Below are 23,618 nucleotides of genomic sequence, written 5' to 3' on the forward strand. Positions count from 1 at the left end.
AACACGATGGATTATGCTGGTCAAGTTTCAGGCGGCGAATCTTGCGCAATGCGCTCGGCGCGCCGAAGACCGACTTGCGCTGATGCGATTGCTCCCGCCACCTTCAAAACCGTTGACAACTTTGCCCGTTCAAAGCACTTTGGACAAGGCCATCTGCCCCGAGTGTCATCGTCTGCGACCGAACGCCAATTCAATGCATCCCCCCACAGGTCACAATACACGCGCTGCGCTTCGCACATTGCGCCCGCTCGCGGGATACCTCCGCTCCGCTGGCCATGATACAGCCCTGCTATTTGCCGAGTCGGGCATTGATCCTACGAGCCTTTTCGATTCGAGCGCTACGGTTCCTTACCCGCAATTGCTCGACGTGTGGCGCCGAGCCGAAGAACGCTGCGGCGACCCCAATGTTGGTTTACGAGCACTCGAACGTCTCGATATCTCGATGCTCGAACGCGTGCCGCATGAAACCGAATGGGTGGTTCTGCAAGTGTTCGCCGTGAGTGCATCGCTCGGCGAGGCCCTCACTCGTTTTGCTCGGTATTTCCCAGTCACGTTTTATGGCTCCGAAATTGTCGTCGAGCGCGCGGGGAACCTGGTTTACGTGCGCCATCGCGTCGTCGGCATGCCCTCGATTCCTCGGAGCTTCTCCGAATTCATTCTTGGATTGATCGCTCGCATCATTCACGAGCTCACGACCCGTCCGGTAAAGCCGCGCGAAATCCGTTTTGCCCACGCGGCTCCTGCTTCCCTCGTCGAGGGAAATCGGATTCTTCCCATCCCGCCCACGTACGCTGCGAATGAAAACGCAATCGTGCTCGATGCAATGGATCTTTCGGTCGCCATGAGCTGCCCGAATGCGGCGCTTTTGACGAGCCTCGAGCGGCACGCCGAGGAGCGGCTCGCGAGCTTACCGCCGCTCGAATCGTTCGTCGATCAGATTCGGGCATTGATTGCCGCCGAGCTCGAGGATGGTAATCCCAATGCGAGTCACATTGCCGACGCGCTGCAGATCTCGGTCCGCACGCTGTCGCGCAAGCTGAGCGAGCTTGGAACGTCGCACAAGGCATTGCTCGACGACGTTCGCGCATCGCTGGCACGTCGCTATTTGCTGGACGAGCGGCGCGCCGTGAATGAAACGGCAAGGTTGCTCGGCTTTTCGGAGGTGAGCGCGTTCCACCGCGCGTTCCGGCGTTGGTATGGTCGTTCCCCCACGGATTTCCGTCGCGAAGCTTCGAGCGCCGAATAGGATCGCCGGCAAGACGATGCGCACGTCAATTCGGCAACGCGCGCATCCAGCGCTCCAAGCGCTCGTGCATGACGTTGGGAATGCTGCGCGCGGTTTCGATGGCCCGAACGATGTGCCGCCGCGCCTCGTCCACGAAGCCGCGTCGTAATGCGGAGACCGCTCGAGCTTCGATGACTTCGATGCGTTCCTGCCCAATGGAAAACTGCGCCGACCGCGCCTCGAGCGCCTCCCACGCAGCATCGTTCACGTCGCCGCTGGCATACTCGGCCATCGTGCAGAGCACGTCGATGGCCGGCGCCGGTTCGGACGCTCGTTTTCGCGCCCGAATGAACGCAACGACGTCCCGCGCAGTCGCGAGATCCCCGCGATGCAAAGCGAGTCGTGCAGGCAATAGTTCGATTTCCATACGCGGAGAATTGGACGTTCGTATCATTTCGAGCTGCAATGCGCGCTCCGCATGAGGCCATGCCGCTTCGAGGTCGCCCCATAAATACAGATACTCGCCGAGATTGTGATGCCCTGCGATTTGAATGGCGTCTTGTCCGAGATGCCGGCCGAGGGCGATGACACGCTCGAAGTCCTTGACCATGCCTGGTTTGTCGCCAAGGCACCCGGCCAAGAGCGCTCGATTGTTCACCGCGCTCGCAAGGTGCAAGAGGTCGCCATGGGCTTCGCAAGCTGCAACCGCCCGATCGAGCGCTCGGGCTGCGTCTTCCAATCGCGCGAGCCCCTGCAAAATGAAACTCGACATGAGCAGCGCAATCACGCGCGTCTCGTAGGCCTCCTCCCCCAATTGATCCGCGACGGCAAGCGCTCGCTCGAGCTCGACGCGCGCCTGCTCTTCACGACTCGCGCGATGCAATGAGCGACCACGACCCAAGAGCAATCGCGCTTCGAGCAGTGGCGACACGTATTGCTGCGACGCCTTGTCGAACGCCTGATCCACACATTGCGCCGACGCTGCATGTTCGCCCATCCAATCGAGAACCGTCGCTTCGTCGAGCAGTATCTCTGCTTCGGCAATCCTGTCCGCAGCACGCTCCGCGTTCCGCCGCGCAGCCGCCAAATCCACGCGCGCATCGGCATAACGACCCAGGCGATATCGCATGAGAGCCCTGCTGCGCAATACATGGCGCCTGCGCGCGGCATCCAAGTCGGAATGGGCCGAAGGGTCGAGCGCTTCGGTATACCACCGTTCTGCTTCGAGGTAATCGTGGCGGGCGCGAGCCGATTCGGCGAGCGAGAGCGACGCTGCTTCCGCGAGGTGTTTTTCGCCCGCACGTGCCGCGTGGTGTGCGAGTTTCGCAAGGGCCGCCGAATCGCCAGGCGAGTCGACGCTTCGCCAATGGGCCATCGCCGCACGATGAAGGCTCGGTCGCACGTCGTCGGCGACGGTACGTGCAATGGCGTCGCGCAAAAGCGCATGACGAAATCGATACCGATCGGGACCCGCACGCACGAAAAGCCCAAATGCAACCAGTCGCTCCGAACCGATACGTGCATCGAGCGGAAAGTCGTCACCCAATCCCACGCGATCAAGCCGCTCGTGTACGCCTTCCAATTCGTCGTTCGTGACCTCCACGCCGAGCACCGCCGCGAGCTGAGCGTGTGCCCGTGCCCCCTCGGGCAAACCATCCAGCTCACGATGCACGAGCCATTCGATGAGCGGAAGCTCGGACAGGCGATCCATTTCGTCCGTTGCAAGATAATATCCACCGCCGAATGGATTCGCCCGGACGAGCCCCGCCGCTTTGATACCTCGAACGAGCTCCACCATGAGCAGTGGAATCGCCTGCGCTCGCTCCACGATTCGATCGATGGCGGACGCGGGAACATTCTCGACGGGCCGCAAGAGCTCGCGACAGAAGTTCGAAGCACTCGCGCGATCGAGCGCCGCGACCGTGTGCACCTCGTGGTGCCCTGCGCGGGTGCCAAACGCTGGGTGAAGCTCGGTCAACGTCGGGCGGCCGAGGGCACATACGAAAATGGGCGCGCTCTCGTCCCCGCGTGTTGCATGCTCCAGAATGGCAATCGTGGCATCGTCTGCGAAATGCGCATCGTCGAGCAGAATGAAAAGCGGCGCCTCGTGCGCCCGCCGCCGCAATGCCCGCGCCGCTGCAGCCACCAATTGCATGCGAATCGCGCCCGGCGCAGCTTCCAGCCCGGCGAGCGCACGCGCGACATCCGATTCACCAAGCGCCTCGCCGGGTGCGATCCACCCAATGGCCAAGGCAAGCGCTGCGATGGCGGCAGGGTTCGTCTCGGTACCCAAACGCGATTCGAGCAATTCGAGCCACGTGCCTTCGGGGATCGACGCCGGCAATGCGAGCGCACCGAGCAAGAGCTCGCGCATCGTGCCATGCCCACTCCCGTCCGCAGGAGTATGAGCATGTACGTTCACGATGACCGCGGCGGGCACCTTGGTTTGCAGACGAATTGAAAGCGCTCGGCGAATTTGGCTTTTGCCATGGCCCGGTTCGGCAGTGACGACCACCGTCGTCGGACGCATGGCCTCGACGGCTCTGCTGGCTGCGGACACGATTGCGTCGAGCAAGGCGTCTCGACCGAACAATGCAAGATCGCGCGATGGCGGAGGGCCACTCGGCGGCCCTTCCGCTGTCATGTCCATGGAATGCGCCGAGACGACGGACACGGTATCGGAAAGCTCGGACGCTTCGAGAACCGTGCGTGCGGCATCGGAAAGTACGATGTCGTGCGGCGCTGAAGTTTCAGGAAATTGTGCAGCCCGAGCAAGATGTGGGGCAATGATTCGATAGCCACCATTGGGTGACAGGCGAACCGAGACTTGCTTGACGTCGATGAAGATATGGTGGGCGTGCCGTTCTGCGCGTAATGCTCGGGCGGCGAGGAGGGCGCGGCGTGCGGGATTGGTGTCGATTCCAGGGCCAAAGGCCACGACACAATTCCCGCGCGACATGTGCACGATTTGGGCTCCCTTCGGCTCCAAGTATCTCCGCAATGCAATGCCATCGAGCGGCGATGTAAAACCGAGCACGCTGACCATGCGCAATTCGGACCTCGAACGGACGCCTCGACGGCTCGGAGGCATATCGGCGTGACGCGAAGGATTCTGGTTGGCAACGGGAGCGCTTCGACGCACCATTTCGAGCGCCGAGGCCAATGCAGCCGCGTTTGGATAGCGATCGCCGGGCGATTTGGCCAAACAGCGATGGATGATGTCTTCGAGTGCAGGGGAAATGGCCGGCGCGAAGGACGACAGTCGCGGTGGCCTTTGGCTACGATGGGCTTCGCGTACGAGCGCTGCGGGACCGAAAAAGGGAATGCGACCCGTGAGCATTTCGAAGAGTATGATTCCCATGGCATACACGTCGGCGGCTCCATCGAGATCGAGCCGCCCTTCGTGCTGTTCGGGTGCCATGTAATCCGTGGTGCCGACGAGCGTGCCTTCGATGGTCAATTCGCCGAGCAAATCGGCCGGCACGCCTCGTTCCGCGCGTGAAAGTCCGAAATCGATGAGCACGGCGCGATTGCTGGTCGCATCGTAGAGCACGTTTTCTGGTTTCAAATCGCGATGTACATAGCCTTGCGCATGAACTGCCGCGAGCGGACGCAAAATGGCCGCGGCAATGGCAAGGCATTCGCCCACCGGAAATGAGCCACGCTGCAGGAGGTGCTCGGCGAGCGGCGGGGCGCCGACGAACTCCATGACCAAAAAATCCGTGCCGTCCGCGAATGCCCCGTATTCGATGAGCGTCGGCACGTGAGGCGGCCTGACGGCAGAAAGCACCTCCGCCTCGCGCAACAGCCGCACAGACGATTCTGCGACGTCCGCGCGAGATTCTTTGATGGCCACGCATTGACCTTCTGCGTTGCGAGCTCGATACACCGTGCCAAACCCGCCGCGCCCAAGGATTCGTTCGACTTGATAACCTGGGAACGACGGAGCTGCCTGCCCGTTTTCGGCCGGGAAAGCTCCGTGGTCGGACGTGGTCGCATAGGAATGCGGTAGTCCATGCTCCGGACAGCCGGCGAGCGTAATCCGGCGGCCGCACGCGGCGCAGCGCCCAATCAGCAGCGGGGTGCGTGGAGCAGGTGTCATTGCGGCAGAAATACCGTGACCACGTCGGTCGTGGTCGTTCCCATTTCGTCGTCGTAACAGTTTGGGCGATGGAAGTCATTCGGGTCGAGCGCAGCGCAAAGCGCATCGCAATCGCCGACGATTTTGATGTACCCGCACTCCACGGTTTGCCCATTGTCAGAATGCCCCGCCGCGCAATCGCGAAATTTGGATCGCGAGTTGGCGATGTTCGCACTGTTGTGGCATGCGTAAAGCTGCGGTGAGCCATCGAAAAGATCGCCCCAAAACGCCCCTTCTTCCTTCGGAAATGCTGCCTGTTCCGCGGCGTCGACAGCGCTGATGGACGGTTGCGGCCCACGGATCGAAATCGTCACGGGAATTCCGTAATAATTGGCTCGGGCCGCAAGGCAAGCCGATACCGAACGTTGCGCCGATTCATCGATTGAAGTGAGTTTCCATGCGGAAGCAAGCCCGAGAGCGCCCCAATAAATTTCCAAATGCGGGATGCCCAATGAATCTGTCCATGAAAAGGATATCGATTCGTTCGTATCGAGAGCACAACCGACGATGTACTTGTAGAGAAGGCGCGAATTCGTCCCGAGCTGCCCAGGGTCCTGAAGTGCCAAAAGCACATTGTTGGACAACAACGACGGTTCGAGTCCGTTGAGGTCGATTGCATTTGGTAACAAACCGTTGAGGTCGATCGCATTCGTCGTGAGCGAATTCTCGCCCACGATCGTGCTTTTGTTTTCGGTTGACAACCCTTCGTCGACCGCCTCGTCGATGCTCGTCGTTTGCATGCAACCGGAAAGCATGATTGCAACGATCATGGTGTTCGTTGATACCGTGGGCTTCATACCGATTCCCTCCCGGCCGAACGCGCGCTGCAACGATATGCCACGCCGCGTTCGGAGTATGAAATTTGTGGATTACGAATAGAATGAGATCAAGTGAAAAAAATATAGACGTCCATTTTATATTATGTCCAACGATTGTCGAGGGCACGAGCTGCCCGGACCACCATTACATCCACGACGATCGAGGTGCCGAATTGTATAATCAATGGGGACGAACCGACGCCGACTTGCCATTACGTCCACCACGACAGTCGAGCTCCCGCTGAAAACGAAAGATGTGAAAGGACAAGAATCCATGTACGTGCTACAATGAAATCCCATTGCCAGGATGCAGCATTCTACTTCCGGCAATCATCAACCGGGTGGGGGAACGATGGGCGACCTATCGACGACGGTCGATGCCGGCAGTCACTGGCCGACCACGACGCAGCGTATATTCGATTCCGGCACGAGGATCGGCTTTTGGCAAATCGAGGAGCTCATTGCGCGAGGGGGTCACGGGGCCGTCTACAAAGTTGCCCATACGCGGACGAATTCGCTCGGGGCGATCAAAATCCTCCATCCGTCCTTGTCGCTCGTGCCTCGCATGGTCGAGCGATTCCTGCGCGAGGTGGACGTGATTCTGCGCCTCGATCACCCGAACATCATCCAAATTCAAGAAGCGGGAGCCTTGTACGACGGAGTGCCGTATTATGTCATGGAGTATCTCGAGGGCAAAACGCTTCGAACGTTGCTCGACGAAATGGGGCGGCTCGACGTCATCGAGGTCCTCTCCGTCCTCGAACCCGTGTGCTCGGCGCTGGAAGTCGCACATGGAAAAGGAATCGTGCATCGCGACGTCAAGCCGAGCAACATCATCATCGCGCACTGCATGCCCGCCAAAATCAAACTGCTCGACTTCGGTGTCGCCAAATTGCTCGAACCCGACGAACGCGATCCGAGCCTCACGTCGATCGGACAACAAGTCGGAACGCCCTCCGTAATGGCACCCGAACAAATTATCGGAAAACCCGTCGATTTGCGCACCGACGTGTATGCCTTGGGTGCGCTCCTTCATCAATTGCTCACGGGGCGAAAACCATTCGAATCGGAAACCCCTTCGGAGCTCGCCCAGTTGCATCTCGAAGCACCTCCGCCGCGCCCGAGCGAACGAGTGCCCGTTTCGCCTGCGTTCGACGCAATCGTGGCGCGCGCGATGGATAAACGCCCGCAAAACCGCTATCCCACCGCGACTGCATTTCTCGATGCTCTGCGCCAAGCCGTCTTTGGCTCGACGCCCCTCGCGTCCAGGTCCGACGACCAATATGCCCTTGGATTGTTCGTGGAGATCCGGCCCCGGCCATCGCCCAACCTGGACGACGATACGCTCGATAGCGCCGCCGCTCGCGCGCTGGAGCACGCCGAGGAACGGATGCGACAAGGGGGGCTCGTCATTGCGCTATGTACGAGCAACACGATTCTCGGTATGCAGCTTCTCGGCCATTCTCTCAGCCACACCCAAGGCAAGCGACGTGTTTTGCTCGCCATTGCGCGAACATTGTGCAATGCGTTCGTCGACGATGCTGCGATTCGCATCAGCGTCACTTTGCACGTGGATCAGGTTTCGGTGACCCAACACGAAAATGGCGAACCCGAAATCACTTCGGGCGTCCTTGCGCGCACCGAAAGCTGGGCGCCGGTTGAATACGTTGGTGGCGTATGCGCAACGCCGGCATTCATTGGGGGTATGGAAGGCTTGTCGCTTCTGCCGGGACCCGACGGGGTATTCGTCGTCAGCCCGTAAGTCCAAAACCACCTCAGCCCTTTTTGGGCTTCGACTTTTTTGTGGCCGCCTTCTTTGCGGGCCGCGGCCACGGCCTGAAAAACACGTCCTTCAACCCGACGAATACCAAGACGCCTGCTTTCAGCTCCCGGCCCAGCGTGAGCGACTCGATCACATCCCGGTCCGCTGCATACTTGTCGATTTGCGCATACCCCTGCTCGACGGTCTTTTCGATGGTCGTCTTGGTCGCTTTCGTCGGCACGTATTTCGCTTCGATGATCCACGCGTATTTGTTCGATGCCCGAGCGCCCGGGACACCGAGCAACAAATCGCAATACCCTTGCGCCATTTCGACTTCGGTTCGCAATCGGAACGTCGCGCTCAGCGACATATAGGCAAACAACATCAACTTCATCATCTGCTCGTTGAACGTCATCGTTTCGCGCAGACCCAGCTTTTTCACGACGTGCTCTTGGAAAACATCGAGCAAGGGCTGAATTTCGCCCTGGTGAGCCATTTTTCGCATCGCTGCCAGCATATCGTCCACGCTGATGCGCAGGCCGTCGTGTTCCATCAAGGCAAACGACATGTATTCCCATTGCAATTCGCGCATCACTCGATTCGGAATCACGAGCTTCGTTTCTCCGGTCGGAGGAGCATCGTCGGCATACGTCAGCATACCCATGTAATAAAATAGCGACGCCACTTGCTCGCGACCGATGTGCAGCTTCGTCCCGAATTGTTCGACCAGCCGGACGTTGATGGATTCGTTCGTCAATATTTCTTCCAAAAGCTCACGCGTGTCGGTGTCTTTGGCGCTCGTTGATCGGGCAATTTGGTAGAGCCGACCGTAATCGGTGCGCACGTTCAAATCGAGCATGTTTCGAGGATATTGACCGTGTTTTGCGAGCTGCCCGAGGAAATAGAGCACCAGCGTCGAGTTGTACATTCGATCGCCAGCATAGGGCGTAAACCGATATCCATCGTAATGGCTCTCCAGCGTTGCAAGAAGCGTTGCTCGATCGCTGATGCGTGCGTCCTGCATGACTTCGGGTTTTTCTCGCAACAACGTGTCCAGAGCCAGCTCGACATCTTCCCGCGTAAATCCCGCCAGCGCATTGAATGCTGCGTCTTGCGAAATGTGCGAGATGATGTTGAACCCGCTCGACAAGTCGTCCAGCATGATCGGCGACACACCCGTGATGAACGTGCGCGCAATGGTGCTCGTACGCGTAAACGCCTTCAAACTTGCATAAAAACTGCGCACGAATCCCGTCGACTTGACGAGCTCCTGGTAGACGTCGTCGCGACCGTCCGCGAGCAATCGATTGCCAAAATGATCATACTCGTCGAGCAGCAAATACATTTGCTGGCCGGCGTTCTCGAGCTTCGTAAGCAGGCTCGTCATGAGCCCCGCCATGTCTTCGTCAGCCGATTCGGTGACCTCTTCGAGGGACGCAATTGCAGGAGCCAGCTTGGCATATCGGCGAATGAAGGACCACACCGCCGACTTGACCTGCACCGCAAAACTCGTGCAAATCTTTTCGATGGTTCCCGTCGTGTCGACCGGCGAAAAGTCCAGCGTCAACACCAAATACTTGCTCTTGTTGGGCGTCGGGTGCTCGTGGATCCACAATCCACCAAAGACCTCATCGAAACGATTCGCAAGGTTGATGTCGTAATAGTTCTCCAGCGTGCTGATCAGGGTCGTCTTGCCAAACCGCCGTGGACGCAAGAAGATGACGTGGTTCTCGCTCGTGGCCTCGAGCTGCGGCAAGAACGGCGTCTTGTCCACATAGAAGTAGCCTCGTTTGCGGATGTCGGCGAAGTCGCAGTTGGCATACGGGATTTTCATGGCTCGGCCCTGTCACCGGCGACACTAGCACGATGGAATGACAAACGCGAGGTGTTCAACAGGCTACGTGCAGATGGATGCGATCTGCATGCCAAAACAACAACGATCCATGCCCCATTACGCGTAGAACCTCGAGCCGCCCATTCACGGTTCCCTCGTTCTCGAAATGAACCTTCGAATCGCAATTCGTGTTCTCCTCGGTTGCTTCCGCAACCCTCGCCCGCGGGTCGAGCATCCCCAAAGTCGTCCAAAAAAGGTTCCGAGGCCGATTGCGGGTGCCGTCGATTGCCAAACAACCCTTCCCGCGTCGACCGAGCAAACCCGCAATCGATGAACGAAGGGTCGATCGGTCGCCAACGGGTCCCTCGAACGCGTTTCGAAGGGTCGATCGGTCGCCAACGAGTCCCTCGAACGCGTTTCGAAGGGTCGATGCGCGATTGAGCTTCCCGTTTTTTCCCCGGCGAGCTTTTTCAGGCAGTCGTCGTCGGGATTTCAAGGTTGGAAAGGCGTCCCCGTACCGCCCGAACTTCCAGTAACTCCTCGTATGTGTAAATCGGCGCACCACGTCCGTCCACATTGACAAGCCCCCCTGCTCGCTCGACGCTTCTCTGCGCGGGGCATATCCGTCCGGCGCAGAGGGGGAGTATGCGAAAAATCCGAATTGGAAGCGCCATGGCGATTGGATTCATGGCAGCCACGGCCCTTGCGTCGACCGCGTTTGCCGCGGACCTCGAGCTGCGGCGCGTGATGTTGTCTGCTGGGGGCGTCGGGTATTTCGAGCACGAGGCGACCGTGACGGGCGACGCTCGGCTGTCGCTCGATGTGCCGCTCGACCAGGTGAGCGACGTGCTGAAAAGCATCGTCGTGTTCGACGACCAAGGCCGCGTCGGTCAGGCGACTTTGCCGGGGCGGGCGCCGCTCGATGAGGTGTTTCGCGGTTTGCCGTTTGGGCAGAGTGACCTTTCCTCGCCCGCTGCGCTCTTGCGGGCACTACGAGGCGCCGACGTGCGCATCACGGTGGGAACCGATGTGATTCAGGGACGAATCGTGTCGGTCACCGAGGAGAAAGTCACGCTTCCCCAAGGTGCGGGCACGATCACTCGTCACCGCGTGGCGCTGCTCGGCGAGCGCGGCGTGCAGCAAGTGATCGTCGAAGAGGCGCGGAGCATCGAAATCGTGGACGAAACGCTGCGGGCCGAGGTTGCTCGGGCGCTGGCTGCGGTGGCGGCTTTTGGTGAACGCGCCGAGCGCACGATTTCGATTCAAATCGCGGGGCAAGGAGAGCGCCAAGTCCGCGTGGGGTACGTGGTTCGAGCGCCGCTGTGGAAAGCGACATACCGGCTCGTGCTGCCAAAGACCGGAAATACCGCAATGGCAACGCTGCAAGGCTGGGCCGTGCTCGAAAACATGAGCGGGCATGATTGGAATGGCGTGCAGGTCGCCGTTTCTTCGGGCAATCCGCTCACGTTCCGGCAGGCGCTTTACGAGGCGTTTTTCGTGGAGCGGCCCGAGATCCCGGTGGATCTGCTCAGTCGATTCGTGCCGCACATCGATCCGGGTTCCTTCATTGCGCTCGAGTCCATCGGCAATGGCCACGGTGCCGTGGCAATGATGGCTGCACGATCCGCGGTGCTAGCGCCTGCCGACCTCATGCGCCCAGCGGCGCTCGAGGGCATGACGCAGGTCGTTTTCCATTTCCCCAATCCGATCACATTGCCAAGTGGCCAATCGTTGCTCGCACCCATCACCCATCGACAATTGCCCGTTACGCGCGTGTCGCTGCATCGTTCCGAGAGCAACAGCCCGCACCCGCTTGCGTCGCTGCGCATCAAAAACGAGGTGAGCAACGACGCGGAATCGCTGCCGCCTGGCGCGCTGGCCATTTACGAGGCGACGGAGCCGGACACTCCGCTGATGTACGTCGGCGATGCGCTCCTTGGCGCGCTTCCGAAGGGCGAAGAGCGAATCGTGAGTTACGCGGTGGATCTTGCGGTGCGCGTGGATAGCGAGAAGAAGCAATCGGAGGTCGTCCAGGGCGCGACGATTGTCGATGGCGTCTTGAATGTCTTCCGCAAAGCATTGCGATCCACGATGTACACCATCGCCGGCGCGGAAAACGAGGATCGCGTGGTGATTGTCGAGCACCCGCGCATCGAAGGGTACGACGTCGAATCCCCGAAGGACCTGCTCATCGGGAGCACGCGGGAGGCTCATCGTTTTCGCGTCGAGGTTCCGCAAGGAACGACGAAGCCGGTGACGGTGGTGCTTTCGCGGCTCCTGGAGCGGAAGTTCGTCCTCTTGGACGCACCGATGGACGAGATTCGCACGTTCATCGACACGACCGCGATTTCGGATGCGGTACGGGAGCAATTGGTGCGCGTCGCCGAGCTGCGGCAAAACGTGGCGGCGGCGGAGCGGGCATTGGCGCGTATCGCCGAGGAGCGTATCGAGATCGCGCAAGATCAGGCGCGGCTGCGGGCGAACCTCGAAGTGGTATCCGAGGGCAGCGATCTGCACACGCGTTATCTCGAGCGACTCACAATGCAAGAGAATCGGCTCGAGGAGCTTCGAGCGCAGCGCGAGCAGATGGAAAACACATTGCATGAAGCGCGCGAGGCATTGCGTGAATACGTGCGAACGTTGACGGTGCAGTAGAATCCGAAAATGGGCGGCCGAAGAGCGCTCTTCTTCATTGGGGGGCGCCTTTCGGTCATGCTTTGCGCGCCACACATCGATTCATCAATATGGACACCGCCGCGCACGTTCGTCCGGGGCATGACTCGTGCATCGTCAGCTTGCCAAACCGCGCGCCCGCGCGTTCCGAAAGGGAGCATTCCATGAAACGCTGGTATCATTTTGCGGCGCTGGCCATTGGCGCTTCCGTTGCCATTCCGAGTTTGACCATGACCCACGCGAACGCGCATCCCGCTGCGGAAACACCCGCTGTGCAACCGCAGCGCTCGATCAGCGTCGTCGGCGAAGGGCGGGTCCTCGTCGAGCCCGATGAGGCCATCGTGAAGCTCGGTATCGAAACGCGGAACCTGAACCTAACCACATTGATGCAGCAGCATCGCCAGCAGGTCGGGCAACTCTTGTCGCTCGTGCGGAACCTGGGCGTGCCGGAAACGAATGTGCGCACGACGTACATCGACGTCGAGCCGCGATACAGGAATTTCGATTCCGCGGACCTCGAGACCTATGCCGCCAGCACGACGATTTCGGTGCAATTGACCGACTTGACGAAACTCGAAAACTTGCTGGTTGGCGCGCTCGGGCAGGGGGCGAATCGCATTGACGACATCGAATTCCAGACGAGCCAAATGGATATCCATCGCAGAGCTGCCCGAGCGCTTGCGGTCGAAGCAGCCCGAAGCAAAGCGCAAGAAATCGCAGAAGAGCTTGGCGTTCAGGTCGGATCGCCGCTCACCGTGGTCGAGGAAAGCGGCAGGGGCTTTCCGATTGTTTTCTCCGCGCCCGCGAGCGATGTTTTGGAAGGCGGGCGCACGGTGATACCCGGTCAGATCACCGTCTCCTCGAGGCTCGTGATCACGTTCGAGCTCGAACGGTGAGAAACGGCGACAGAGGCCCGATTGGGCCGAAGTGCGAAGAGCAGATCGTGCACCCCATGCTGGACCTCGCCAAGGCTCCGTGACCGCGCTTCACCCACGCAGCAGCGCTTCGATCGACAAGGTTTGCAAAAGAGCTTTGGATATGGGACGTTTTTCGCTCCAAAATACGCGGGCATGGAAAAACCTTTTCGCTTGCTCTCCATTGAGCGCGGTCGCGATCGCCCTCGCGTCATCGCGCGACTTACACGGCAAGAAGTAGCATGTATCGTCCACCATGACGGGACGCCCGTCGTGAGGCTCCACCAGCTTGAATTCGAGCCGCTTGTACAACCCGCAAATGGCCACCTTGTACGGGCTGAACGAATAATCTCCGATGCCGAAGACCGAAAACGACGGCTTGCCGCGGTAAATGGAGCTCTTGCGTGCGTCCAAGAGCTCGCGGTGCGCGTGCAAATAGGCCCACGTCCTCGGCGCGCGAACTTGCAGCGCCGCCGTGTCTTCGCCGAGCTTTCTCTGGGGTACGAGGACGAACCTTTGGCCTGGAGCTCGGCCGTTCGATATGTCCGAACCCTTGAGCAGCGGAAAGACGAATTCATCCTCCACATCGACCCGTTCGCCGAAGCCATTGATGGTCGCGCCGCCCGTGCGCGATAGTTCCATCACGCGGGCACAATCGTGCTTCACGCCCGAACGCCATTCCGGCGAGCATTGCCCTTGGAGGTTCCGCGTTGCTTTGAATTGTTCGACATTGCTCGATACGTGGCCATCCACGATACCCATGCGGCGCGCGGGACGTTTTGACGTCAAATGTTCGTACACGGGCCAATGTGGGAATGATCTTTTGGCGGGACCCATGGTCGAAAGGGTGAGGAGCACGGCGTCCACGGCGGCCCCGAAAAACGCGCGTGCGTCGATTCCGTACGTGGCGCCGTTCAAGTTCCACCCTTGCTGGTAGGCGTGCTGCATGAGCCGACGCGCAACGCTCGCTTTGCAAAGCATGGCCATGAAAAACTGACGATTTTGTAAAATATCGATGAGCCGCAAAAGCATCCACTCGGCCACGTCGAAATTGGCTTTCCCGGTCTTCGCATCGAGCCCCGTGAGGGATTTGATATTGGATTTTGCAGGGAGATTTTGCGCTCCGGCGGCTCCGATGCTGGCATTCGTCACCCATGGCGGATTGCCGATGACGAAAATGGGTTCGGGCAATTTTCCAATGATAGCATCCCAAGGCAATTGGAAAAAATCGCCCACTTCGATGTGCGCGCGGGGAATTCGACGCCGAGCTTCCTCGACGTAGGCCCTATTGATGTCGAAACCCCAGGCCGTCGCATCGGAAAAGTGACGAGTTGCAGCTTCGAGAAAAGCGCCGCGACCGCAGGTGGGCTCGAGGATCGAAGCGGGACGAAAGCCGGTGGCAAGGGCGAGCTCGGTGACCTGGCAGCTTAAATCGAAAGGTGTTTGCCAATCGCCGAACTCGACGCGCTGCTTTGGCCGGCGGCTCTTCATGGCCCGCGTGAGCCGTTCATTCGGCCGGTTTGTCCGCGACCTGCGCAAGCATTTCGGCTTCGGCGCAACGCTGCCCGTCCACGGTTGCTTCGCCCGCGAGTTTCCACACGGGGCCGCGGCGATGCAAAACGCGCGCGGTCAAGTCGAGTTTGTCCCCAGGAACGACCGGCCGCCGAAATCGAGCTTTGTCGATGCTGAGAAAAAGCACGACCTTGTTCGTCATGTCGAGCGGCTCCGACGCATATGCCAATATGCCGCCGATTTGCACCATCGCTTCGATGACGAGCACGCCGGGCATGATGGGATGCGATGGAAAATGCCCTGGAAACCAAGGTTCATTGTAGGCGACGCACTTGTGCCCGACGATTCTTTCGCCCGGGACCACTTCGGTCACGCGGTCGACCATGACGAACGGATATCGATGCGGCAAGATCGTGAGGATCTCGCGAACCTGAATGGGGAGTTTTACCTTTGCGGCGTCGTTCATGGCGAGGGCGCCGGAGCTGCGGGAGCCGCAGGTTTGTCTCCGCCACCTTCGGCCGGTTTGTCCCCGCCACCTTCGGCAGGAGCGTCGGCGGCGCCTCCGCCGGTATTGTACATCTGCACGACTTGTTCGGTGAGGTCGAGGTCTTGGCGCGCGTACGGCGTGGCCGATCGATCGATGATGACGTCGTAGCCGTTTTTCTTGGCCAAGCGGTTGATGATGCCGAGCATTTTCTTGAGAATCGGCCCCGTCAGCTCGCCCTGCTTCTTTTGAAGCTGTTTGTTGTAGTCGACGAACAGCGTTTGCAGCTCGACCATCCGGCGTTGCCAGTCTTCGGTGCGTCGTGCGAGCGCTTCGCGGGACAAGACGCGCGCTTGGCGTTCGATGTCGTCGCGGGCGCGTTGTAGTTCTTCCTGTTTGGCGTCGAGGTCACGCTGGCTCTTGTCGAAGAGCTTCTTCAGCGTGGCTTGAGCTCGGATGCCGTCTTCGGTCTGCATCACGGCGGTCTGCACGTCGACCACGGCGATGCGTGTTTGGGCCGAAGCAACCGAGGGTGAAACGAGCGGCAGTGTGGCGATGGCGAGCGCAGCGAAGGCGCGAGAGAAGCGGCGAAGCATCTGGATGATGGGAGGCGTAGTCGGGGAACGTTCGGGGGTCAAGGGATGCGATGGGTAAGGCGTGTCGACGCGTTTGTGTAAGCGGTCACAAACACTTGTTCGAGACGCAGTCCTTTCCAATCGGGCACGGCTTTTCGAGCGTGCATTGGGGGTTCACTTCCTCTTCCGTCTTGCAGATGCCTTGATCGCAAACGGTGAAGCGGCTGTCGATGAGCTTGCATGCCGTCAGGTCGACGCACGAGTAAAGACAATACCCTTGGGCACCGCATTGCGCAGATCCGGGGCAGGGTTGGTTCGGTCCGCAGCTCGGGACGGGCGAAGGCGTGGGAATGCACCCGCCATTCGAATAATCGCAAACCTCGCCCTGGGGGCAATCGCTGTTCTGCATGCACCCAGGCTGGCAAATACCCTCGACGCAGGCTTGTCCAGATGGACAAGGCTTTTGACCCGTGCATAGCGGATTTACCGTATCCGGTACGCAGAATCCCTTGTAACACAAATACCCTGTCTCACACGGCTTTTGCGCACTACAACCAACTTCGCATTTCCCATTCACGCAGACCTTGGCAGGACCGCATTCGAGGCTGTTGTTGCAGCCGGTGACACATAGCCCATCGATGCACAATGTATCCTTGGGACAATCGGCACCCGAAAAGCAGCTACACGTGGCCAAGTTCGGGTCACACGGCGGTTTCCCACCCGCCCCGCCACCTCCGCCCGCTCCGCCCCCGCCACCTACGCCGCCCGTGCCCGCTTCACCGCCCGATCCACCACTGCCCCCTTGACCAACGGTCGGATTTGCCGGGGTGCAGCCATTGTCGTCACAGATGAAACAGTTTTGCCCGGTCGCATCGCATTTAACCGTGGACTCTGCGCCGGAGGAACAACCACCGTAGCTCACGGCGCTCGAGGCAAACAACAGCAACAACGCGCTCGGTGTGACAAGTTTGGCGAAGTATGAACGCAAGACCATGACGACCCTCCGGCGACGGCACGCAGCAGCGAGCGCACAGACGCCTGCTCATTGGTACCACGTCAACGCTCGACACGCACCGTGCCAGCGCGCTCTCGTGCGCACGAAGCGGTTTGGATGGTCCGCTGTGAACGTCAGGCCACGCATGCGCGGTGGTTCCTCGTTCACGCACCAACTTGTACCATTGGCTGCTCGAGTGGTGTGGCGCTCGATCAGGAGATCACGCCAAACTTTTTACCCACCTTCTCGAATGCTTCCAGCGCCCGATCGAGATGATGGCGCTCGTGCGTCGCCATGTAACTCGTACGCAACACCTGCTGCTTGGGAGGAACTCCAGGCGTGATGAACGGATTGACGTACACGGAATGTTCGTCGAGCAGCGTCTTCCACATCATCACCGTGCGCAAGTCGTCGCGAATGTAGATCGGAATGACCGCCGTCTCGGTTTTCCCAAGCTCGAAACCCATGCGCTGAAGCTCCGTGCGCATGTACGTGAAGTTCTCGCGGAGTTTGTCTTGGCGATACGGCTCCGCTTGCATCACTTCGAGCGCCGCCATCGCGGCTGCCACGCACGGAGGCGCAGCGCTCGCCGCAAACAAGAAACTCGCCGCAAAGTGCTGGATGTAGTCGAGCACTTTGCGATCACCCACGAGCCATCCTCCAATCGAAGCGAGCGATTTGGAAAACGTTCCACCGATGAGATCGACGTCGCCAGCAATTCCAAAATGCGCCGCCGTGCCTCGACCGCCGGGACCAATCACACCGAGCGCGTGCGCGTCGTCGACGAACATACGCGCGCCGTGTTTCTTCACGACCGCAACGATCCCCGGCAAATTGGCGATTTCACCTTGCGCGCTGAACACCCCGTCCGTCACGACCAGCGCTCCTTCGGTTGCGTCGAGCTCCGTGAGGGCTTGGTCGAGCGCTTCGGGATCGTTATGCCGGTAGCGCACCATGCGAGTCCCCGCGGCTTGCGCGAGCCGCACGCCATCGTAAATGGATGCGTGCACGTCCTTGTCGATGACCGCGACGCATTTCTTGTTGCTGAGCAGCGCGCTGATCGTCGCCAAATTGACCTGATAACCCGTCGTGAACACGAGGCCCGCTTCCTTGCCGTGATATGCCGCGAGTTTTTCCTCGAGCTCGTTGTGCAGCCGCATCGAACCATTGACGAGCCGTGAACCCGTCATGCTCGTGCCATACTTTTCGATCGCCTGCTTTGCCGCTTCACGCACTTTCGGATGCGTCGTCAGGCCCAAGTAGTTGTTCGATCCGAGCATGATGACCGAACGACCTTCGAGGACCGCTTCGGGGCCATTGTTGAAATCGAGCGGCCTGAAGAACGGGTAAACGCCCATTGCCCGCGCATTGTCCGCAGCCATGAACTTGCGGCACTTGTCGAACACATCGCGCCCGCCAATACGTGACAGCGACGTGCGCCGAGCCATTTGTTGCGCGAGTTTTTCCTCGGCATCCGAGTTTGTCTTCGCAGTCGACGCAGCATCCGCCGGCGCCTTGGCCGTTTCGTCCACGGTGTCTGCTTTGGCTCCCGCAGCGGACGGCTGTTCGGCCGGAGCCGCGGCGGCTTCGGCGGCTTTTGCTCCCGGGTTTTCCTTGGCCGGAGCGGACTTCGAGACCACGTCGTCGTCGCCGTCGAGGGCCGGATCGATGTTCGGAAGCGCGTGGCCATGAAGCAGGATGTCGAGCGCTTCGGAGGCCTTTTCCGTTGCAGCTTCGAGCCGCGAGCGGGCGTCCATGAGCCCCGTGGCAACCTTCATCACGCCGTCGTTGCTCAGAAGGCGCACGACCGTTTCCGAAGAAGCGAGCTTCTTGCTTTGCTCGACGAGTCGATTCATCAGGCTCACGAAAAACTCCTTGCGGTGTTGCTTGCTCGCGCACGTGCGAAGGCGTGATCGAGCGGTGCCACGCGTATGCCAATCCGGCGCAGAGTGCAACCGTTGCAGAGTGGTGCCGATGGGTGTAGAAAAGTTTGCAAGGATCCACCGATGCGCCGTGTGCTCGTAGTCGACGACGAAGAAAATTTACGACTGGTCGTGCGCACGTTCCTGAAGCGCGATGGGTACGAAGTGGAGGTGGCCAGTGGCGTCGAAGATGCGCTTTCGCTCATCGACTCGTTCGGTCCCGACTTCATCCTGACGGACGCACGCATGCCGAAGCTCGGGGGCCTCGACCTTTTGGCGACGTTGAAGGCGAAGGGTGATCCGGCGACGGTGATCGTGATGAGCGCGTATGGAAACGTGGATCTCGCGATCGAGGCGATGAAGGCGGGGGCATACGACTACATACAAAAACCGTTCAAGGCTGAAGAATTGCTTTTGACGTTGCGCAAAGCGGAGGAGCGCGAGGCGTTGCGGCGCGAAAACCGGGCGCTCAAGCAAGAGATCCTACGCGACAGCGCATTCGAGGACATTCTGGCCAAGAGCACGTCGATGCAGGCGATTTTCAAGACGATCGCGAAGATCGCCGATTACAAGACGACGGTCCTCGTCATGGGCGAAAGCGGCGTCGGCAAGGAGCTCGTGGCGCGCGCGATTCATCGGAGAAGCTCGCGTCGAAATGGGCCGTTTGTCGCGGTCAATTGCGGGGCCATTCCGGAAAACTTGCTCGAAAGCGAGCTTTTTGGTTACCGGCGCGGCGCATTCACGGATGCCACGACCGACAGGGTGGGGCTTTTCGAGCAGGCGCATCAGGGGACGTTATTGCTCGACGAAATCGGCGAGCTCCCGTTGCCGCTCCAGGTAAAACTTCTCCGCGTGCTTCAAGAGGAAACGATTCGTCGTTTGGGCGATTCGAAAGACATCAAGGTCGACGTACGGATCATTGCGGCGACGCATCGGGACCTCATGGCGGAGACGCAGGCGGGGCGTTTTCGAGAAGATCTTTTTTATCGCATCAACGTGCTGCCGATATCGATTCCGCCGCTTCGTGAGCGGCGCGAGGACGTACCGCTTTTGGTCGATTATTTCATCAGTCGCAACAATGCTCGATTCGGCACGAACATTCGAGGCGTTTCTCCCGAGGTTCGGCGACTGCTTTTGCAATACGGATGGCCGGGAAACGTACGGGAGCTCGAAAATACACTCGAACGAGCCATGGTTTTGGCAGAAAAAGATTGCATTGAAATCGACGGACTGCCCGAGCGAATCCGTGATGCGCGGGATCCAGTGCAGCTTCAATTGACGAGCGGAGAGCTTTCGATCAAGAAAACGTCGCGGGTCATCGAAGAGATCTTGATTCGCAGAGCGCTGCAAAAAACCAAGGGAAATCGTACGCGAGCGGCCGAAGTGCTCGAGATCAGCCATCGCGCCTTGCTGTACAAAATCAAAGAATACCAAATCGATCTGTGACGTGGGTGCATTGGCACGTTCAGTACCACCGCAGACGTCGCCTGAGACTGAACCGACGTTCAATATCGAGAACACCTGACACGTTGCGAAAAGTCGACTAACGTCAACTTCGTGACAATGGGGAAAAGTCCGCCGGATGCTTCCACGCCGCTCGGTGCAGCGCGAGGACCTTCACGGCGCTCGTCTTTGAATACGCCGGCGCTCGAGCCGAGGAGTGGGGAAACCTTCGGCAACAGCGAAGACGATGCGGGCGCGTCTCGTTCGACGCTGCTGCCTTCGTCGCGTCGAACACCCACGATGCCGCCGCCGGACAACCGCATGACACCGCAGCCGCCATCGGCGTCGCCGACTTCGCGCAAGTCCACGATACCGCCGCCGGACAACCGTATGACGCCGCTGCCACCATCGGCATCGCCCGGTTCGCGCAGATCCACGGTGCCTCCGAGCGCCGACGGGCGCACGACGCCGCTGCCTCCGTCTGCGACGCGCAGGCCCACGCCGCCTGCGATGCACGCGTTTCGCAGGCCCACTCCCGTGCCGTCGACCTCTCCGACCGGTGCGGCGGTTGCGCCCGTGCGCGTGCCTCGTTCGTCGATTCCGCCGCCAGCTCCACACGATGTAGCGGCCGGACAAACACCGCTGCCGCCTCGCGCTTTGGGGTCACCATCACCACCTTCGGTCGAGCCGCGCACGACTTTCGTAGGCTCGTCGCCCCCGTTGCCCACACGTGCACCACGGTCGCTATCGACGGCGGCTGCATCCGCCATCGATGCAGGTTTGTCGACACCCGCGCAACGCGTGCTCGACGAGCTCGTGCAGCTCGACCGCAACGAGCGCGTGGCGATCGTGCACGATCGGGCAAACGATGCCATCGCCAGTGCGTTCGAGCTCGCGGCGCTCGAGCGTGGGGCGCGGGTTGTCCGGGTCGACGCGGAGGTGATTGCTCCCCGACCTTGGTCACGCTGCCCGCAAGAAGCCCTCGAAGCGGCAGCATCGGCCGATGCAACTGTATTTGTCACGACAAACGAAGACGGCGAGTACGATGCACGTCATGCGTTCGTTACGGCAGCGACGGGCGCGCGAGCTCGGCACGTGCACATCGTGGGCACGAGCAGGCGGGCGTTCATCGGCAGTTTGGTGACGAATCCGCAACGAATTTTCGACTTGCTCGCGTCGCTTCGTGGGGCGCTCCGCCCGCAGTCACGCCTGCAAGTTCGCACGCCGGCGGGGACGTTGATGGAGGTCGAAATGGCGCCGCATTTGCGCTGGTTTGCCATGGGCAGCCCGCTCCCTCGAGGCCAGTGGCTCAACGTTCCTTATGGTGCGCTCGTATCGTCCCCGGCATCCGTCACGGGAACGTACGTCGTCGATGCATCGATGGGTGGCGGCCTCGGAAGTCGACTCGGTTCACTCTCGAATCGTCCCATTCGCCTCACGCTCGAAGCGGGACGGGTCAAGTCCGTCGAGTGCCGTGATGCTGCGCTCGAATCGTACGTCAAGAAGTTCCTGACCGATGGTATGGGCCACGATCGCGTCGGCCTCATCCGCCTCGGGGCAAACATCGGTGTGGCTTCCCCGCTCGGGGAGTTCCTCTACGACGAAGTCATGCCCGGCGTGCACTTGTGCCTTGGTGATCCACTGCCGTCGCGCACCGGAGCGCATTGGAGCTCGCACGGACAACTGCCGTTTGCCGTCGCCGAAGCCGATGTCGATCTCGATGGCGAGCCGCTCATTCGTCACGGGCGCTACGTGCGTTTGGTTTGAGCGAACGAGGGGTTTTTCTGTTACTTGGCACAAACCAACCGGCTGCTCGAAGGTGCCAACCACGTTTCGAACGCGACGCAAAGGTGCCAGCCACGGGAAGGTGCCAACCACTTTCTATACGAGCGCTTCAGCCCAGACGGCTCGCTTGCGCGCAGCGCCACCCGACGCTACGCCCTTGGGCTGCTTTTCACCTCCTAGCGTCATCCATCAGCGAAGCTCGAACATGCGGAAAAACTACGTTCTCGACGCCAACGTCCTCCTGCACGATCCTCACGCCATTTTCAAATTCGAGGACAACGATCTCGTCATCCCCATCTACGCCATCGAGGAGATCGACAAGTTCAAGCGCGAAGGCACCGAACGTGGTCGCAGCGCCCGCATGATCGCGCGGCTGCTCGACGGCCTCCGCAGCTCCGCCGGTGCCCTCAGCGCCGGCGTTTCGCTCGAACATGGCGGCACGTTGCGCATCGCGATCCCCGAAAAGCGCCCCAACTTGCTCGTGGGCCTCGAACCGCGCTCGCAAGACTTGGCGATTCTGCAAACGGCCATCGACGTGCGGGACAAGGACAAGTCCAAGCCCACGGTGTTCGTCACGATGGACACGAACCTGCGCATCAGGGCCGATGCGCTCGGTGTGACGAGTGAAACATACGAGAGCCAGCGAGCTCCCGATCCCGAGGACCAGCCGCCGATCATCGACGTCCCTGTGACGGGCGCCGACGTCGACACGTTTTTCCAGCAAGGGTTTGTCGCGTTGCCCGAGCACGTCACGTTGAGCCCGAACGCCGGTGTGCTGCTCCGTGATGAGGCAAACCCCGCCCACACTGCGCTCGGTCGTTACGATGCGCAGCGAAAGCAGGTGATCGCCCTGCGCGTCTCGCGTGATGGCGTGATGGGCGTGCGTCCGCGCAACAAGGAGCAAGCGTATGCGCTCGATCTGCTCCTCGACGACACCGTTCGTCTCGTGACGCTCGTGGGCAAAGCTGGAACGGGCAAGACGCTCTTGGCGCTCGCGGCCGGGCTTCGTCGCACCGTGGACGATGGCGTGTATACGCGTCTGCTCGTGAGCCGCCCGATCATTCCGCTTGGCCGGGACATTGGTTTCTTGCCGGGTGACGTCGATGAGAAGCTGAACCCTTGGATGCAGCCTATTTTCGACAATCTCGAATTCTTGTTTTCGAATTCGGCGAGCGGAAAGGCGCGTGACAGCCGCGGGTTCACGCAGCTTCTCGAAAGTGGAGTGCTCCAGGTCGAGCCGATTACGTACATTCGTGGACGCAGCTTGCCCAATCAATATCTCATCGTGGACGAGGCGCAGAACCTCACGCCGCACGAGGTCAAGACGATCATCACGCGGGCAGGCGAAGGAACGAAGGTCGTGCTGACGGGTGATCCCCATCAAATCGACAATCCCTACGTCGATTCCATGTCCAATGGGCTCAGCGTAGTGGCCGATCGATTCAAGCCTGTGGGCCTTGCGGGGCACGTGGTATTGGCCAAGGGCGAACGCAGCGAGCTGGCGGAGCTAGCGGCGAATTTGCTCTGAGAGGCGAT

Annotated in this window: 16 protein-coding genes; 7 read left to right on the top strand and 9 right to left on the bottom strand. The window is 60.2% G+C overall.

What is annotated here, in order from left to right:
• Positions 1-193 precede the first annotated feature (193 nt).
• Positions 194-1,246 (top strand): AraC family transcriptional regulator, encoded by a 1,053-nt coding sequence (locus tag IPM54_05565; protein ID MBK9259286.1) that lies wholly within the window; start codon positions 194-196, stop codon positions 1,244-1,246.
• Positions 1,247-1,271: 25 nt separating this feature from the next.
• Here IPM54_05565 and IPM54_05570 read toward each other — a convergent pair whose 3' ends face one another.
• Positions 1,272-5,327: a protein kinase gene (locus IPM54_05570; GenBank protein MBK9259287.1), complete on the bottom strand. Its 4,056-nt coding sequence runs from the start codon at positions 5,325-5,327 to the stop codon at positions 1,272-1,274.
• Positions 5,324-6,136, bottom strand: a complete 813-nt coding sequence (locus IPM54_05575; GenBank protein MBK9259288.1) for a hypothetical protein — start codon at positions 6,134-6,136, stop codon at positions 5,324-5,326. Before IPM54_05575 ends, IPM54_05570 begins: the two co-directional genes overlap by 4 nt.
• Before the next feature lie 400 nt (positions 6,137-6,536).
• Here IPM54_05575 and IPM54_05580 point away from each other — a divergent pair, with 400 nt between their 5' ends.
• Positions 6,537-7,946 (top strand): serine/threonine protein kinase, encoded by a 1,410-nt coding sequence (locus IPM54_05580; protein ID MBK9259289.1) that lies wholly within the window; start codon positions 6,537-6,539, stop codon positions 7,944-7,946.
• A gap of 13 nt (positions 7,947-7,959) precedes the next feature.
• On the opposite strand, the gene IPM54_05585 is transcribed toward IPM54_05580, so the two are convergent.
• Positions 7,960-9,780 (bottom strand): AAA family ATPase, encoded by a 1,821-nt coding sequence (locus IPM54_05585; protein ID MBK9259290.1) that lies wholly within the window; start codon positions 9,778-9,780, stop codon positions 7,960-7,962.
• Between the two features lie 645 nt (positions 9,781-10,425).
• Between IPM54_05585 and IPM54_05590 the strand changes: the two genes are divergently transcribed.
• Complete coding sequence (locus IPM54_05590) at positions 10,426-12,435, top strand: DUF4139 domain-containing protein (protein MBK9259291.1); 2,010 nt, start codon at positions 10,426-10,428, stop codon at positions 12,433-12,435.
• A gap of 182 nt (positions 12,436-12,617) precedes the next feature.
• Entirely contained in the window at positions 12,618-13,349 is a 732-nt protein-coding gene (locus IPM54_05595; protein MBK9259292.1) for an SIMPL domain-containing protein, read from the top strand.
• A gap of 90 nt (positions 13,350-13,439) precedes the next feature.
• Here the strand turns inward: IPM54_05595 and IPM54_05600 are convergent, their stop codons facing one another.
• The 5 genes from IPM54_05600 to IPM54_05620 form a co-directional block, all read right to left on the bottom strand.
• On the bottom strand, positions 13,440-14,858 hold the full coding sequence (locus IPM54_05600) for an SAM-dependent DNA methyltransferase (protein ID MBK9259293.1): 1,419 nt from the start codon (positions 14,856-14,858) through the stop codon (positions 13,440-13,442).
• Between the two features lie 16 nt (positions 14,859-14,874).
• The gene (fabZ, locus tag IPM54_05605; protein MBK9259294.1) at positions 14,875-15,345 is read right to left on the bottom strand and encodes a 3-hydroxyacyl-ACP dehydratase FabZ; all 471 of its coding nucleotides are present in this window, start codon (positions 15,343-15,345) and stop codon (positions 14,875-14,877) included.
• Entirely contained in the window at positions 15,342-15,959 is a 618-nt protein-coding gene (locus IPM54_05610) for an OmpH family outer membrane protein (protein ID MBK9259295.1), read from the bottom strand. Before IPM54_05610 ends, fabZ begins: the two co-directional genes overlap by 4 nt.
• Positions 15,960-16,044: 85 nt before the next feature.
• Positions 16,045-16,860 carry a hypothetical protein gene (locus tag IPM54_05615; GenBank protein ID MBK9259296.1) on the bottom strand — a complete coding sequence of 272 codons (816 nt, stop codon included), beginning with the start codon at positions 16,858-16,860 and terminating at the stop codon, positions 16,045-16,047.
• A 284-nt stretch (positions 16,861-17,144) separates the two neighbouring features.
• Positions 17,145-18,380, bottom strand: a complete 1,236-nt coding sequence (locus IPM54_05620) for an aminotransferase class I/II-fold pyridoxal phosphate-dependent enzyme (GenBank protein MBK9259297.1) — start codon at positions 18,378-18,380, stop codon at positions 17,145-17,147.
• A gap of 558 nt (positions 18,381-18,938) precedes the next feature.
• Here IPM54_05620 and IPM54_05625 point away from each other — a divergent pair.
• Positions 18,939-20,300 (top strand): sigma-54-dependent Fis family transcriptional regulator, encoded by a 1,362-nt coding sequence (locus IPM54_05625; GenBank protein MBK9259298.1) that lies wholly within the window; start codon positions 18,939-18,941, stop codon positions 20,298-20,300.
• A gap of 59 nt (positions 20,301-20,359) precedes the next feature.
• Here IPM54_05625 and IPM54_05630 read toward each other — a convergent pair whose 3' ends face one another.
• The gene (locus tag IPM54_05630; protein ID MBK9259299.1) at positions 20,360-20,992 is read right to left on the bottom strand and encodes a hypothetical protein; all 633 of its coding nucleotides are present in this window, start codon (positions 20,990-20,992) and stop codon (positions 20,360-20,362) included.
• Between the two features lie 25 nt (positions 20,993-21,017).
• Between IPM54_05630 and IPM54_05635 the strand changes: the two genes are divergently transcribed.
• Positions 21,018-22,064, top strand: a complete 1,047-nt coding sequence (locus IPM54_05635; GenBank protein ID MBK9259300.1) for a hypothetical protein — start codon at positions 21,018-21,020, stop codon at positions 22,062-22,064.
• Positions 22,065-22,287: 223 nt separating this feature from the next.
• A complete protein-coding gene (locus tag IPM54_05640) occupies positions 22,288-23,610 on the top strand; it encodes a PhoH family protein (protein MBK9259301.1) in 1,323 nt (440 codons plus the stop codon).
• Positions 23,611-23,618: the final 8 nt, after the last annotated feature.

The organism is Polyangiaceae bacterium (assembly GCA_016715885.1).
Classification (GTDB): domain Bacteria; phylum Myxococcota_A; class Polyangia; order Polyangiales; family Polyangiaceae; genus Polyangium.

Excerpts from the sequence above, each read along its gene's own strand:
- IPM54_05565 (MBK9259286.1), top strand. The coding sequence starts at position 194 with ATGCATCCCCCCACAGGTCACAATACACGCGCTGCGCTTCGCACATTG.
- IPM54_05570 (MBK9259287.1), bottom strand. The coding sequence starts at position 5,327 with ATGACACCTGCTCCACGCACCCCGCTGCTGATTGGGCGCTGCGCCGCG.
- IPM54_05575 (MBK9259288.1), bottom strand. The coding sequence starts at position 6,136 with ATGATCGTTGCAATCATGCTTTCCGGTTGCATGCAAACGACGAGCATC.
- IPM54_05580 (MBK9259289.1), top strand. The coding sequence starts at position 6,537 with ATGGGCGACCTATCGACGACGGTCGATGCCGGCAGTCACTGGCCGACC.
- IPM54_05585 (MBK9259290.1), bottom strand. The coding sequence starts at position 9,780 with ATGAAAATCCCGTATGCCAACTGCGACTTCGCCGACATCCGCAAACGA.
- IPM54_05590 (MBK9259291.1), top strand. The coding sequence starts at position 10,426 with ATGCGAAAAATCCGAATTGGAAGCGCCATGGCGATTGGATTCATGGCA.
- IPM54_05595 (MBK9259292.1), top strand. The coding sequence starts at position 12,618 with ATGAAACGCTGGTATCATTTTGCGGCGCTGGCCATTGGCGCTTCCGTT.
- IPM54_05600 (MBK9259293.1), bottom strand. The coding sequence starts at position 14,858 with ATGAAGAGCCGCCGGCCAAAGCAGCGCGTCGAGTTCGGCGATTGGCAA.
- fabZ (MBK9259294.1), bottom strand. The coding sequence starts at position 15,345 with ATGAACGACGCCGCAAAGGTAAAACTCCCCATTCAGGTTCGCGAGATC.
- IPM54_05610 (MBK9259295.1), bottom strand. The coding sequence starts at position 15,959 with ATGCTTCGCCGCTTCTCTCGCGCCTTCGCTGCGCTCGCCATCGCCACA.
- IPM54_05620 (MBK9259297.1), bottom strand. The coding sequence starts at position 18,380 with ATGGCTCGGCGCACGTCGCTGTCACGTATTGGCGGGCGCGATGTGTTC.
- IPM54_05625 (MBK9259298.1), top strand. The coding sequence starts at position 18,939 with ATGCGCCGTGTGCTCGTAGTCGACGACGAAGAAAATTTACGACTGGTC.
- IPM54_05640 (MBK9259301.1), top strand. The coding sequence starts at position 22,288 with ATGCGGAAAAACTACGTTCTCGACGCCAACGTCCTCCTGCACGATCCT.